Source organism: Blautia sp. MSK.18.38, assembly GCF_024460535.1.
GTDB classification, from domain to species: domain Bacteria; phylum Bacillota; class Clostridia; order Lachnospirales; family Lachnospiraceae; genus Blautia_A; species Blautia_A fusiformis.
This window is the reverse complement of sequence record NZ_JANFYP010000045.1, coordinates 1-13,499: the sequence shown is the minus strand read 5'-3', so window position 1 is coordinate 13,499 and position 13,499 is coordinate 1. Positions and strand designations below refer to the sequence as shown.

Below are 13,499 nucleotides of genomic sequence, written 5' to 3'. Positions count from 1 at the left end.
TGCAGTACCGTAAGGTGTTTGCCAATGCAGTAGTGGGAGAAGCAAGAATCCCCCTACTTTAGCTGTGGGGAGTGTCAAATCAGGGGAAAATCGAAACGGACAGATTGGCTGGTAAAAAATATTCTTGCAAAGAAAGGGTGGTTTTCTCCACCGTTTCAGACGGAGAAAGAGCTGAGAGATATCCTTCAAAAACTATATAAAGAAACGGATATCCATGTTGACGGTTCTATGGTATATTTCCGTTGTGTGAAGTAATGCAATGATGCTGGATTTATAATAAAGTTTCAGATAATAAGTCTGGAACTTTATTTTTGTCTAAATGGATTATTGTCGTCCGTTCAGGTCTGGATAATGCTCGATTCTCATGTTAAGATAATAGAAAAAAAGGTTAGATGAAACTAATACAAAGAAATACCACTATGTGAAAGGAGAAGAAATTTGAATGTAAATGAAATTGCAAGTCTTGGAAGTAATGTGAAGCCTGTGATTCAGAATGAGAATTGCGCTGTTCTTATGTTAAATGATGCGACAGGAGAGGGCGTTATGACGGTTTACCGAGTAATGCCAGGTGTGATGATTTGTTTTTCAGACATGTACATGGAACAGTGCGCATCTGAATTTTATCTGTATTCTTTTGTGGCTTACCTGTATGAACTGGAGAGTGGGGCTGATTGCAGTGACGGGTGCTGCTGTTTCTCTGATTCAGGATGAAATTGAAATCGAATGGAATTTTGACGATATTTTTTCAGAACAGAGATAACTTGAGCAGGACAAGAATGATTTATCAGAAGATAATAAAGGTGCTGGGACTACCTGATGGAAACGTCAGATAGTCTTCGGCAGAAAAAAATAAAATTTTTTTGTCCTATACTTGACACATCCACATATGCTGAGGCATACGTTTTGCACCAGATGTGCAGAAGCTGGCCTAGATATCAAAGTTTTACAAATGATTATGGGACATAGTGACATAAGCATTACAATGAACATATACAATCACGTAGATGCTGCAAGAGTACAGAATGAAATAAAAAAGCTTGAAAATATAATGTAATAATCAGAGCCATTCCCTTTATCGGGCGTGGCTCTTTTATGACAATTTTTGTGACAAATAAAAGAAAATAGACGCAATCAGACGAAATATTGTTTTTCATGGAAATGCTGAAAATCCTTGTAAACAAAGTGTTCTTGATATATGATGAAACAAGTCGAAGCCCGTTGTTGCTTTATGTGGCGGAAAGCGGTGGATCAAAAATCCTGGTATAAATAATATAATAAGAAGAAACGGTAAAGCAGAAAATCTTCCTGACGGACTTGTGCTTACCGTTTTTTTATTTCTGGCGTTCCCATACCTGCCCGATCGGGAAGGACGGAGTGGATTCTGCAAGAAAGTCTTCCAGTGCATTTTCGAAGAATTCCACGGCACGTTTGCTGGTGGACTTTGGATATTTATGCTTGATCTTATAGCAGACACGGTTTGGCGGTGTGTTTTTCAGTTCACTGATAAAAAGAGGCCGGTAATGGGAAAGCTCCAGGATCACAGACTGTGGTGCGACCATCCAGTTTCCCGGTTTTTTCCAGAGACGGTCCAAAAGTGTGATGGTATCTGCCGCAATGTGAGGCCTGGAAGCGGAGGAAAGCCAGCGGTCATGCCAGATCTGATAATTGTCATCCCAACTTAAAAACAGCTCCAGGGATGGATCCAGCTCATCGGTATGTATTGCCGGAGCCGGAATCACTGGCTGATCCGATTGTATCAGATAAAGTTTTTCTTCGAAGATTTTCTCTGTTATGATATTCTTGTAATGCAATTTGTGGTAGACAAATCCGATATCAATGCTGTGTTCTCCAAGAAGACCGTAGAGCTCTGAAGAATGATGGGACTCGATGTTCAGGTCCAGCTTGGTCTGCTCATTTAAGATCCTGTCATATAGTGGTGCGAAAACAGCTACGTTCAGGCTGTCTGTACAGCCGATGGTAAGCAGCAGGGAATCCTGATTGCGCTGCAACTCCATAGTTTCCTTCCAGAGAGACATCCAGCGTTCCGCAAGGATGATAAAATCTGTTCCCTTGGCAGTCAGTTCCACCTGCTTGTGGCCTTTCTGACGGATCACAAGGGGAAAACCCAGTTCGTTCTCCAGAGATGTGAGCCGGTGGCTGACAGTAGGCTGGGAAAGAAAAAGAAGATCCGCTGTACGGGTGATGCTCTTGGTATTTACAATGGTGAGAAAGGTTTCGATTTCAGCAAGATTCATATGAACAGCTCCTTTTCTTTGGTGTTGTCTATAGGGGGGTAAGCTTTGATAATATAAAAATTATTTATATTATACAGAGAAATTATTCGTTATTCAATAGTAAGCTTGTATGATATGATAAATACAATTAAAAAAGAAAATCAAAAGAAGAGAGGTTTTCATATGGCATTAGGATGTAGGATCAGACGAAACTTTGAAAGACCGTCAAAAGAATTAGTAGAAGCCTTCCGTGGAATTCCAGTTGCAAATATTGATGATAACTGTGGAAGTATCGCTGCCGTAGATTCCAGCATTTTCCCGCTGAACCCGAAGGCAAGACTTCTGGGAACTGCATTTACAGTAAATGCACCGGCAGGAGATAACCTTCTGTTCCATAAAGCACTGGATATGGCTCAGCCGGGAGATGTTATCGTTCTTGCAAACAAAGGAAGCAGGATAGAGTTATCCTTATCAACAACAGCCGTGGTCAGCTTGTTGTTGAGCAGGATCTGGCAGATGCTCTGAATAGTGGGAAGGTTTATGCTGCTGGTCTTGATGTTGTTTCTACTGAGCCGATCAAGGGGGATAATCCGCTTCTCAAGGCTAAAAACTGCATCATCACTCCGCATATCTCCTGGGCTGCTCAGGCTTCCAGACAGAGGATCATGGATATTACGGTTGATAATATCAAGGCTTTTCTGGATGGTAATACGGTTAACAGAGTTAACAAATAGATTTTTTTCGGTGTTTCGATTTCCTATGTATGATGTGTGAGGAAAGGACGGCTGTCTCGTTTTTTGGGGTGGCCGTCTTTTTCTTTGTGTGGTGGATGGAAGTGTGGTGGATGGAATGAACCGTACGCCGGGGATGTGGCAGCGGTACGGGCAGGGCTCCGTCGGCGGATACTGCTAAGGCTCCGGAAATCGGCTAAAAACATTGAGACAGGGTCAGAACTCGCCTCTGGCTCAGACAGCAGCCCCTGTCTCAATAACGCCGATCCCCGCAGCCTAAGCAGTATCACACCTCCTCCACAGCAGCCCATACCGCTGCCACATCCCCGGCTGAAAATTCAACCGCAGAGAGCAGACAATAGAAGCGAATGTACATTCTGCCCAGTGCCCAAAAAACACAATATATAAAAATAAATCGGCACAGCGTTCCACGTCCAACACCGAAGAATACAGGAACCAGATCGGCACAGCATCCCACAACTAACACCGAAGCATACAGAAAACGGCCTCAAAACAATCCATAACCAATAAAGCAGCCGGCCGTATCCCCAAAAAAATAAATCGGCACAGCACCCCGCATCCAACACCGAAGCATACAGGAACCAGATCGGCACAGCGTCCCACAACCAACACCGAAGCATACAGAAACTAGATCGGCACAGTGTCCCACAATCAACACCGAAGCATACAGGAACCAGATCGGCACAGCGTCCCACATCCAATATCCAAGCATACAGACACAAGTCAACACCCTCCCCTCATCCACAACCAAGAACTCCTTAAAAAAAGCCCGAGGGGTGTGCAGAGGGGCCGCGGCTTTGCGGCCCCTTTGCGGTTTTCTTTTTGCACAAAAAAATAGCTCCTACATCGCAAAGATGTAAGAGCTAAATTCGCTGGATGGAGAAGGATTCGAACCTTCGAAGGCGGTGCCAACAGATTTACAGTCTGCCCCCTTTGGCCACTCGGGAATCCATCCGTGAACAACAAATATATTATACATAACATTTGATAAAATTGCAAGCTTTTTCTCAAAAAAAATAATAATTCCCACAGCATCAGCATTTTTGGTAAAATACTGGACTTACCAAAGGAAATCTGCTATTATGAGTACGGTTGGATATAAAGGACACGGTTTTTCCGTATCCTAATACAGGTTAGGAGGATTTTATCATGTTAGTAAACGCAACAGAAATGCTGAAAAAAGCAAAAGCAGGCCATTATGCAGTTGGTCAGTTCAACATCAACAACCTTGAGTGGACAAAAGCTATCCTTCAGACAGCTCAGGAGCTCAACTCTCCTGTAATCCTTGGTGTTTCCGAGGGTGCCGGTAAATACATGACAGGTTATAAGACTGTTGTAGGTATGGTTAACGGTATGATGGAAGAGCTGAACATCACTGTTCCGGTTGCTCTTCATCTTGACCACGGCAGCTATGATGGATGCCTGAAATGTGTTGAGGCTGGTTTCTCTTCCATTATGTTCGACGGATCTCATTATCCGATCGATGAGAACGTAGCTAAGACTAAAGAGCTGGTTAAGATCGTTGCTGAGCACAACATGTCTCTTGAGGCAGAGGTTGGTTCCATCGGTGGCGAGGAAGATGGTGTTGTTGGTATGGGCGAGTGCGCTGATCCTGAGGAGTGCAAGAGAGTTGCAGATCTCGGAATCAACTTCCTTGCAGCTGGTATCGGTAACATTCACGGAAAATATCCGGCTAACTGGCAGGGCTTAAGCTTTGAGACTCTGGATGCTATTCAGAAACTGACAGGAGATATGCCGCTTGTTCTTCACGGTGGTACAGGTATCCCGGCAGACATGATCAAGAAAGCGATCAGCCTTGGCGTTTCCAAGATCAATGTAAATACAGAGTGCCAGCTTGCATTTGCTGAAGCTACACGTAAATACATTGAAGAGGGTAAAGATCAGCAGGGTAAAGGATATGACCCACGTAAGCTTCTTGCACCTGGAGCAGAAGCGATCAAAGCTACTGTTAAAGAGAAAATGGAGCTTTTCGGATCTGTCAATAAAGCATGATGAATCGAAAATAATATATGGAAGAAGCCGGAATGGGAGCAAGCCTGTTCCGGCTTCTTTTTTCATGGTAAAATATCAATATTTTTACTATATAAAAAAATCAACATGTTTCTTGATTTTTTTATATAGTGAAAATGACCTCTTCGATTTACAATAATATCAAGTTAATCGAGAAGCTGATTTGAAGCTTATCGGTCAGGAATATGCGAAATGGACGTTTTAAGCATATCCGCGAAACAAATTGAATATCATATAAGGTAAAGGAGAGGTACGATTATGAGAATGAAAAAAGCAACAGCATTTGGTCTTGCAGCTTTGATGGCAGCTACCATGATCCCGGCAGTTCCTGCTATGGCAAAAGGGGATGACAGTGAAGGCTCTGTTTATTATCTGAATTTTAAACCGGAGCAGGCAGATCAGTGGTCAGACCTGGCAAAGAAATACACCGATGAGACTGGTGTACCGGTTACCGTTGTTACAGCTGCTTCCGGAACTTATGAGTCTACTCTGAAATCAGAGATGGCCAAGGATGAGGTTCCGACACTGTTCCAGGTTAACGGACCGGTTGGACTTGCATCCTGGAAGGATTATTGCTATGACCTGAAAGACAGCGATGTTTACAAAAATGTGGAGAGTGACGATTTCGTACTGAAGGAGGACAGCGGTGCAGTTGACGGTATCGCCTATGTAATTGAAACATATGGAATTATTTACAACAAAGCGCTTCTTAAGAAATACTGTGAGATGGATGGCGCTGTGATCAAGTCTGCAGATGAGATCAACAATTTTGAGACATTAAAGAAGGTTGCAGATGATATCCAGGCTAAGAAAGATGACCTTGGAGTTGACGGTGCATTTACTTCCGCAGGCTTTGATTCTTCCAGTGACTGGCGCTTCAAGACACACCTTGCAAACCTTCCAATCTATTATGAGTACAAAGAAGACGGAATCACATCCACAGATGCGATCAAAGGGACCTATCTTGACAACTTCAAGAACCTGTTTGACCTTTATATCACAGATTCTACCTGTGAGCCAAGCCTTCTTTCCAGTAAGACTATCGATGATGCAAATGCTGAATTTGGTCTTGGAGAGGCTGTGTTCTATCAGAATGGAACCTGGGCTTATGATAACATCAAAGATAACGAAGTAGCAGACGAGGATATGGGAATGCTTCCAATCTATATTGGTGTAGATGGTGAAGAGGACCAGGGACTTTGCACAGGCAGTGAGAACTACTGGTGCGTAAACAAAAAAGCAGATGAGAAGGATATCCAGGCAACTCTTGATTTCCTCAGCTGGGTTATCACAAGTGATGAAGGAAGAGAATCTATAAGCCAGGAAATGGGATTTACAACACCATTCAAGACCTTTGATGAGAATTATGAGTCTGCAAATCCGCTTGTAAAAGCAGCCGACGAATATGTAAAAGCTGGTAAAACTCCGGTTTCATGGAACTTTACAACCATGCCTTCTGAAGAGTGGAAAAACCAGGTCGGCAGTGCAATGCTTGAGTATGCACAGGGTACCGGCGAGTGGGATGCTGTGAAAACTGCATTTGTTGACGGATGGGCAAAAGAGTACAAAGCAGCAAATGAAGGCTGATAAGGTATAACTGAAACGTGATCACGAAGGGGTGGGCGGTTTCCGCCTGCCTCTTTTAATGAAGAGAGGATGTGTAAAGTAGGGAAGGATGCATCCTCAGGAGAAAGGAAGAGAAAACATGCAGAATAAGATGATGAAAAAGTATTTTCCGGTTTTTGTCCTGCCTACCCTGCTGGCATTTACCATTGGATTTATCGTTCCCTTTATCATGGGCGTATATCTTTCCTTCTGTAAATTTACCACAGTAACGGATGCAAAATTCGTGGGATTACAGAACTATGTGAAGATTTTTACTGAGGATGGAACCTTTGGACATGCATTATGGTACACCACCGCATTTACGGTTGTATCAGTAGTTCTGATCAATGTGATCGGTTTTGCAGTTGCGTTGCTTCTGACCAAGAAGATCAAAGGAACCAATATATTCCGTACTGTATTTTTTATGCCAAACCTGATCGGTGGAATCATCCTTGGTTATGTATGGCAGCTTCTGTTAAACGGTCTGCTTCTTCAGATCAATAAAACACTTACATATTCTTCTGTTTACGGATTCTGGGGTCTTGTGATCCTGATGTGCTGGCAGCAGATCGGATATATGATGATCATTTACATTGCAGGTATCCAGAATATCCCGGGTGAACTGATCGAGGCTGCACAGATCGATGGTGCGAACAAAGGACAGCTTCTGAAGCATGTGATCATTCCTATGGTCATGCCGTCCATCACCATCTGTACTTTCCTGACACTTACCAACTCCTTCAAGCTTTTTGACCAGAACCTTGCTCTTACAAATGGTGAGCCTTCCAATATGTCAGAAATGCTTGCACTGAATATTTACAATACCTTCTATGGACGTACCGGATGGGAAGGTGTAGGACAGGCGAAGGCCGTGATCTTCTTTATCCTGGTTGGAGCAATTGCCATGATCCAGAATCGTCTCACAAGAAGTAAGGAGGTACAGCAGTAATGAATAAAAAAGTAAAATTCAGCGGTCTGTGGACTGCGATCCTGAGTGTGGTATCTGTTGCTTATATTTTCCCGATCCTTCTGGTTTTGATTAATTCTTTTAAGAAAAAAGCATACATCAGTCGTTATCCCTTTGCGATCCCAACGGATAAAATGTTCGTAGGTCTGGAAAACTATGTAAATGGTCTAGCAAAAACCGGATTTTTCCAGGCATTTGGATGGACATTATTTATCACAGTATTTTCTGTTGCGGTAATTCTGCTCTGTACCTCCATGTGTGCCTGGTATATCAACCGTGTTACCAACACGCTGACAAAAACCATGTACATGCTGTGCCTGTTTTCCATGGTCGTACCATTCCAGATGGTAATGTTTACTCTTTCCAAGATTGCAAACATCCTGAAACTGAATACTCCGTGGGGACTGATCATCATTTATCTTGGATATGGAGCAGGACTTGCGGTATTTATGTTCAGCGGTTTTGTAAAATCCATTCCGATCGAGATCGAGGAAGCTGCCATGATCGATGGCTGTACCCCGATCCAGACATTTTTTAAAGTGGTTCTTCCGGTTATGAAACCGACCTGTGTAACTGTAGCGATCCTGGAAACCATGTGGATCTGGAATGATTATCTTCTTCCATATCTGGTACTTGATATCAAGAAATATAAAACCATTTCCATTGCCATCCAGTATCTGAAGGGCGGTTACGGAACCATTGATATGGGAGCGATGATGGGCGTTCTTGTTCTTTCCATCATTCCGATCATTGCCTTCTATCTTGCATGCCAGAAATATATCATTGAAGGTGTGGTTGCAGGAGCTGTTAAGGGCTGACAAATTAGTTGAATAATGTTAAAATGAAAGAAAAACGGCCTGCTCTGCGTGCTTTTACGTGGATCAGGCCATATTTGGCGAGGTGAGGAATGTACAGAGTTTTGGTGGTAGATGATGAAAAACTGGAACGTGACGGAATCCGCTTTCTTCTGTCTATGGAGGAGGGAGAGTGGGAGATTTATGAGGCGGCTAATGGCAAGCTGGCATTAAATGAGCTGAGAAAGCATCCGGTGGATCTGATGCTGACAGATATCAAAATGCCGCATATGGATGGTCTGGAGCTTTCAAAAAAAGCAAGAGAGGAATATCCGGATCTGGAAATTATCATTTTCAGCGGTTATGGAGATTTTGCTTTTGCTCAGGAGGCGATCCGCTATGGTGTGACGGATTATGTACTGAAACCGGTGGATCCGGACCGCTTTCATGACACCATACAGAAGATCCAGAAGGAGATCGCATCCCGGAAAAATAAAGAGCAGCAGTCCATAAAAGAAAAGAGCTTTCTTCAGCAGTATTTTCTGTTGGGCTACATTTATTCCGGAGATCAGGAGCGTCTGAAGGAAGCGGAAGGAATTGTGGATTTTTCTGTCTGGGAGCAGTGGCACTGTGCAATTCTTATTGAATCGGATGAAGCTTTTTTTGATTCTGCCAGTGATGAGGTTCCCCTTGAGATCCGGGAAGAGCTTCGCCGTTCTTTCTTCTATTTGAATCTTAATGGCCGTCAGTCTTTGCTTCTTTTTAAGGATGTGTACTGTGATTATGTCCTTGTGGCAAAAAATGTCTATAATCTTCTGAAGCGCCTTCATCCTGTTCGCTTTCATCTGGCTGTAAGCCGGCGTTTTGACGGATATCAGGAACTGCCGGAAATCATGGAACAGCTGGAGCAGCAGATGGAAGAAAAATTTTATCATCCGGATATTCATGTCTACACCAGCGAGGAGGACGAGGAAAAAAATACCGGAGAAGAGGAGCAGGATTCCAGGCTTATGGAAAAAATCTCAGAAGATATTTCCAGAAAGGATGTGAAGCAGCTGTGGAGCCATTTCCGCAGCCTGGCATCCAAATATCAGTCCAATACCCAGTTTTCGGCCATGTATGTGAAATTTGTTTTTTCCAATGTGATAAGGGAGCTGTTTCAGGAGAATCGTTTTGCCGGAGAGCACAGGCTGGATCTGGAGGTGGATCATCTGTATGGCTGTTCTACCATTCAGGAGATCATTGAGGTTACAGAAAAAAATATCCGCCAGTACGAGGAGTTCCTGGACCGTTCCATGAGCGAATCCAGAGATGAGGTGGCAGCAGTCAAAAATTATATTTACAATCACTATGCGGAAGATCTGAATCTGGAAACATTGGCAGAAAAAGTATATCTTTCTTCCGGCTATCTCAGCTTTATTTTCAAGAAGGAGACGGGGATGAACCTGAATCGTTTTATCCGTGTGTTCCGCATGGAAAAGGCCAAGGAGCTTCTACGAACTACCAACATGAAAGTAGCCATGGTCAGCGAGCAGGTAGGATTTGCCAATTCTTCGTATTTCTGCCGGAGCTTCCGGGAATATTACGGAAGCAGCCCGGAGTCCTATCGGAAAGGAAACAATGAGGATGAAGAGTCTTCTGAAGAAGTATAATAATATGAAATACCGGTACAAGCTGACAAATCTTCTTGTGGTGGTATCCCTGGTGCCGATGACTGTGTTGGCACTGTATAGTCACAGTCGTATGAGTAGTCTTGTACGGAAAAATGAGATGGAGGATATGTACTCCATTTTGGAGCAGACCAGAGAAAACATTGACGGGCAGATCGAAATTTATGCCAGCCTTTTGAATTATCTTACCTATTCTCCTGAAATCCAGGAGGTGATCTTCAACAAAGATATGGATCGTTATACTGCATATGAACAGTATACGGAAGTTGTGGATCCGCTGTTGACGGTGCCGAAATCCTACCACGAAGCAATTCTGGGGATACATCTTTTTGCAGAAAGCATTCCCGTGCGCCATGAATATACCTTGGCTCCGCTTTCAGAGGTTGATGGGGAATGGTGGAGTGACAAATTAAATAATACCGTGACGGTTCAGTGGATCGTGGACCGGGATAATCGTCAGATCGCGGCAGTCAGGGAAATATATGATGGTAAGATCAGGGAGGCTGTGCTCTGTATTTTGTTGGATTACGGAAAAGTATTCCAGCCTCTGGCTAATATTATTGAACGGAATTCCGGAGGCTTTGTGGTGGATGATCAGCAAAATATCGTCTATCATGGAGAAAATCTGGCGGCCAGTGATATTTCAGCACAGAAAGAAACCGCAAAAAAGCTGGATCGTCTGAGGGAAGAATATACCTATGTCAGCAGCAGCGGACATGAAACAAGATGGACCTATTATTTTTACAAACCTCCGGCTGTGATCGAGAGCTCGGTTTCAAAAGTATTGATCAGTGAGATCCCACTGATCGGCTTCTGTGTTGTGATCATCATTGTGCTTGGAATGACGTTTTCTAAGCTGTTTACCAGAAAGATTGAGCAGCTTACCAGAAATATGGAACAGGTGAACCAGGGAAGCCGTGAAGTTACGGTTTACAGTGATTCTGGAGATGAGGTAGGACAGCTGGTGAGAAGCTTTCACCATATGATGGATGAAATTAATCGACTGATCGAAGAAGTGTATGAAAATAAGATCGCTCTGAAGGAATTTGAACTGAAAGCGTTGACTGCCCAGATCAATCCCCATTTTCTTTATAATTCTCTTTCTATTATAAACTGGATGGCGATTAAGAGCCGTCAGAAGGAGATCAGCCGTGTGACACTGGCATTATCTACATTTTACCGGACAGCGCTCAGTAAGGGAGCAGATATGGTGACTGTGGAAACCTGTATTCGGAATATCGAAGCTTATCTGGAAATCCAGCTGATCATGCATGACAATGATTTTAAGGTGGAGTGGAATATCGATCCGTCTGTGCAGCAGGAGTTGGTTCCGAAGCTTGCCCTGCAGCCCATCGTTGAGAATGCTCTGGAGCATGGCCTGGATGTGAAGGAGGAAGGGGAAAAGCTTCTGAAACTTTATTTCTTTGAAGAGAATGGAGATGTAGTGATCCGGGTTGAAGATAACGGAATAGGGATGGAGCAGGAGCAGGCAGAAAAGCTGCTCACATATCAGGCAAAAGGCTATGGCCTTAAAAATGTCAATGACCGTATGTGCATTTTATATGGAGAAAAATATGCCATCCGGATCCTGAGCAAGGTAGGTGAGGGGACAAGCGTTGATATGAGGATCCCGAAAGAGGTAAAAAAAGATGAGACTTAGTCTGGGAAAAACAGTGGTATTTCTGAGTACGATACTGAGCCTGGCACTTTTGACGGGGTGTTCTTTAGGAACTGCAGAAATGGAAAAAACAGATATAGATGTTCTGTCCGAAAAGAACAGTAAGAGCTGGGAACAGGCAGAAACCACGCCTCTGGGGAAATATCCGGAGCTTGTAACTTATACTCTGGGACAGATGAAAGGGGCTAATAATTCTAATCTTCCGGACGGGCAGAATTATGAGGACAATGCATATACCCGGTATCTGAAAAAAACACTGAATATTCAGAATAAGAATGTTTTTATGGAGAGTGAGGAGCGGTATGACGAAGCCCTGAACATCCTGGTCAAAGATCGGAATCTTCCGGATATTTTTCTGGTGTCGGACAGGGAAACTCTGGAAGAACTGGTTGAAAATGATCTTATCGAGGATCTGACGGAAGTATACAAAAGCTGCGCTTCCGATAAAATAAAGGAAATGTATGAGAGCTATGGAGAGGAACTTTTGGCATCTGGGACTTTTGACGGAAAACTGTATGCACTTCCGGAGACTGCCATTGATGATGGGGCGCAGCTTTTATGGCTGAGACGTGACTGGATGGAGCAGCTGGGACTGAAAGAACCGAAGACACTGGAAGAGGCTTTTTCAGTGATCCGTGCGTTTCAGGAAAACCGGATGGGCGCAGAGGATGGTGAAGATCCTGTGGGACTTGTCTGTGATCCGGGACTTGTGGGCACGGTCAGCACCAGCTATTCGGTGGACTCTGTGTTTGAAAAGTTCGGGGCATATCCGCAGCAGTGGATTGAAAATGCAGATGGAGAAATTGTCTATGGATCGCTGACGGAGGAGACAAAGGAGGCTCTGGGGTATCTCAGAGAGCTTTACAGGCAGGGAATACTTGATTCGGATTTTGCTTTACGTGCACAGAATAATATCCGTGATCTTGTGGTGAATGGAAAATGCGGAGCGTTTTTCGGGCTCTGGTGGACTCCGAATAATCCTCTTATGGATGAGTATCGGAAGAATAAAGAGGCAGACTGGGAACCGTATTATCTGACTGCGGATGTAAAGCGGACTGTGGAGGTATACTCTACGTTTCGAGATAATAAATATGTAGTTGTGCGTAAAGGGTATGAGCATCCGGAGATTGCAATGAAGATTTTGAGTGTGTTGTTTGACCATTCCAGATATGAGGCAGAGGATGCGGATGAGATGAACACTTATTTTGCCTTGAATGTGGATCCTACGGCGCGTCCGCTAATGATCAATGTGGATTATAATGAGGCTACTTATATAGTGACAAAGCATATCCGTGAGGTTCTTTACAGTCCGGGCGATGAGAAGACCAGGGAGGATCTCAGTGCCATTGAGGCGTCTTATTTTGATGCGTGTAAGGAGTATCTTGAGGCGGAGGTGCCTTCGGTAGAGGCCTGGGCGGCGTATAAGTCCAGGATCTCGGCGGTGGGGCTTCTGGTGGATGCGAATTACCGTGCTCCGGAGAAGAAGTATCTGGGGGATGGTGACGGGGAGATTCCTCAGACTTTGCGTTTGCTGGAGAAGAACGCATTTATCCAGATCATTATGGGGAGGATGCCTGTGAGTTCTTTTGACTCTTTTGTGGAAGATTGGTATCGTAAGGGTGGAGACAGTCTTACGGAGCGGGTCCGGGAAGGGCTTGTGGACTCGTGAGGCGGATGTATAGAGGGACGCTAGAGGAAGGTGGCATCGCTCCAGGCAGGGACTCCGTCGGGGGATACTACTAGGGCTCCGTGAGACGGCTAAAAGCAT

General features: G+C 44.0%; 11 protein-coding genes, 1 tRNA gene and 1 pseudogene. 11 read left to right on the top strand and 2 right to left on the bottom strand.

Translation table 11 applies throughout. The features are described 5' to 3' along the window. Positions 1-438 precede the first annotated feature (438 nt). Entirely contained in the window at positions 439-711 is a 273-nt protein-coding gene (locus NE638_RS17000; protein ID WP_021650832.1) for a hypothetical protein, read from the top strand. 175 nt (positions 712-886) lie between these two features. Continuing rightward, on the top strand, positions 887-1,054 hold the full coding sequence (locus NE638_RS16995; RefSeq protein WP_110925739.1) for a tyrosine-type recombinase/integrase: 168 nt from the start codon (positions 887-889) through the stop codon (positions 1,052-1,054). Between the two features lie 277 nt (positions 1,055-1,331). Here NE638_RS16995 and NE638_RS16990 read toward each other — a convergent pair whose 3' ends face one another. Then, positions 1,332-2,255 carry a LysR family transcriptional regulator gene (locus NE638_RS16990; RefSeq protein WP_015527133.1) on the bottom strand — a complete coding sequence of 308 codons (924 nt, stop codon included), beginning with the start codon at positions 2,253-2,255 and terminating at the stop codon, positions 1,332-1,334. A 114-nt stretch (positions 2,256-2,369) separates the two neighbouring features. Between NE638_RS16990 and NE638_RS16985 the strand changes: the two genes are divergently transcribed. Together NE638_RS16985 and NE638_RS18320 are read left to right on the top strand one after the other, a co-directional pair. After that, positions 2,370-2,759: a hypothetical protein gene (locus NE638_RS16985; protein ID WP_334298096.1), complete on the top strand. Its 390-nt coding sequence runs from the start codon at positions 2,370-2,372 to the stop codon at positions 2,757-2,759. Next, positions 2,690-2,968, top strand: a pseudogene (locus NE638_RS18320) (NAD(P)-dependent oxidoreductase); the annotation flags it as partial. The gene NE638_RS16985 and the pseudogene NE638_RS18320, both read left to right, overlap by 70 nt. 891 nt (positions 2,969-3,859) lie before the next feature. Here NE638_RS18320 and NE638_RS16975 read toward each other — a convergent pair. After that, positions 3,860-3,941, bottom strand: a tRNA-Tyr gene (locus NE638_RS16975). 194 nt (positions 3,942-4,135) lie between these two features. Here NE638_RS16975 and fba point away from each other — a divergent pair. The 7 genes from fba to NE638_RS16940 all read left to right on the top strand — a co-directional run bounded on the left by fba (position 4,136) and on the right by NE638_RS16940 (position 13,400). Further along, positions 4,136-4,999 carry a class II fructose-1,6-bisphosphate aldolase gene (gene fba / locus NE638_RS16970; protein WP_015527136.1) on the top strand — a complete coding sequence of 288 codons (864 nt, stop codon included), beginning with the start codon at positions 4,136-4,138 and terminating at the stop codon, positions 4,997-4,999. A gap of 276 nt (positions 5,000-5,275) precedes the next feature. Beyond that, entirely contained in the window at positions 5,276-6,604 is a 1,329-nt protein-coding gene (locus NE638_RS16965; RefSeq protein ID WP_021650828.1) for an ABC transporter substrate-binding protein, read from the top strand. A gap of 118 nt (positions 6,605-6,722) precedes the next feature. Next, positions 6,723-7,571 (top strand): carbohydrate ABC transporter permease, encoded by an 849-nt coding sequence (locus NE638_RS16960; protein ID WP_110104281.1) that lies wholly within the window; start codon positions 6,723-6,725, stop codon positions 7,569-7,571. Next, positions 7,571-8,407, top strand: a complete 837-nt coding sequence (locus NE638_RS16955) for a carbohydrate ABC transporter permease (protein ID WP_059085411.1) — start codon at positions 7,571-7,573, stop codon at positions 8,405-8,407. Before NE638_RS16960 ends, NE638_RS16955 begins: the two co-directional genes overlap by 1 nt. Before the next feature lie 89 nt (positions 8,408-8,496). After that, positions 8,497-10,035: a response regulator transcription factor gene (locus NE638_RS16950; protein ID WP_059085412.1), complete on the top strand. Its 1,539-nt coding sequence runs from the start codon at positions 8,497-8,499 to the stop codon at positions 10,033-10,035. Further along, positions 10,010-11,713, top strand: coding sequence for a sensor histidine kinase (locus NE638_RS16945; protein WP_021650824.1), 1,704 nt, complete (start codon positions 10,010-10,012; stop codon positions 11,711-11,713). The genes NE638_RS16950 and NE638_RS16945 overlap by 26 nt, the downstream gene beginning before the upstream one ends. After that, positions 11,703-13,400, top strand: coding sequence for an extracellular solute-binding protein (locus tag NE638_RS16940; protein WP_059085413.1), 1,698 nt, complete (start codon positions 11,703-11,705; stop codon positions 13,398-13,400). Before NE638_RS16945 ends, NE638_RS16940 begins: the two co-directional genes overlap by 11 nt. Positions 13,401-13,499 lie beyond the last annotated feature (99 nt).

Coding starts and splice junctions, on each gene's coding strand:
- NE638_RS16995 (WP_110925739.1), top strand. CDS start 887: ATGCTGAGGCATACGTTTTGCACCAGATGTGCAGAAGCTGGCCTAGAT.
- NE638_RS16990 (WP_015527133.1), bottom strand. CDS start 2,255: ATGAATCTTGCTGAAATCGAAACCTTTCTCACCATTGTAAATACCAAG.
- NE638_RS16985 (WP_334298096.1), top strand. CDS start 2,370: ATGATAAATACAATTAAAAAAGAAAATCAAAAGAAGAGAGGTTTTCAT.
- fba (WP_015527136.1), top strand. CDS start 4,136: ATGTTAGTAAACGCAACAGAAATGCTGAAAAAAGCAAAAGCAGGCCAT.
- NE638_RS16965 (WP_021650828.1), top strand. CDS start 5,276: ATGAGAATGAAAAAAGCAACAGCATTTGGTCTTGCAGCTTTGATGGCA.
- NE638_RS16960 (WP_110104281.1), top strand. CDS start 6,723: ATGCAGAATAAGATGATGAAAAAGTATTTTCCGGTTTTTGTCCTGCCT.
- NE638_RS16955 (WP_059085411.1), top strand. CDS start 7,571: ATGAATAAAAAAGTAAAATTCAGCGGTCTGTGGACTGCGATCCTGAGT.
- NE638_RS16950 (WP_059085412.1), top strand. CDS start 8,497: ATGTACAGAGTTTTGGTGGTAGATGATGAAAAACTGGAACGTGACGGA.
- NE638_RS16945 (WP_021650824.1), top strand. CDS start 10,010: ATGAAGAGTCTTCTGAAGAAGTATAATAATATGAAATACCGGTACAAG.
- NE638_RS16940 (WP_059085413.1), top strand. CDS start 11,703: ATGAGACTTAGTCTGGGAAAAACAGTGGTATTTCTGAGTACGATACTG.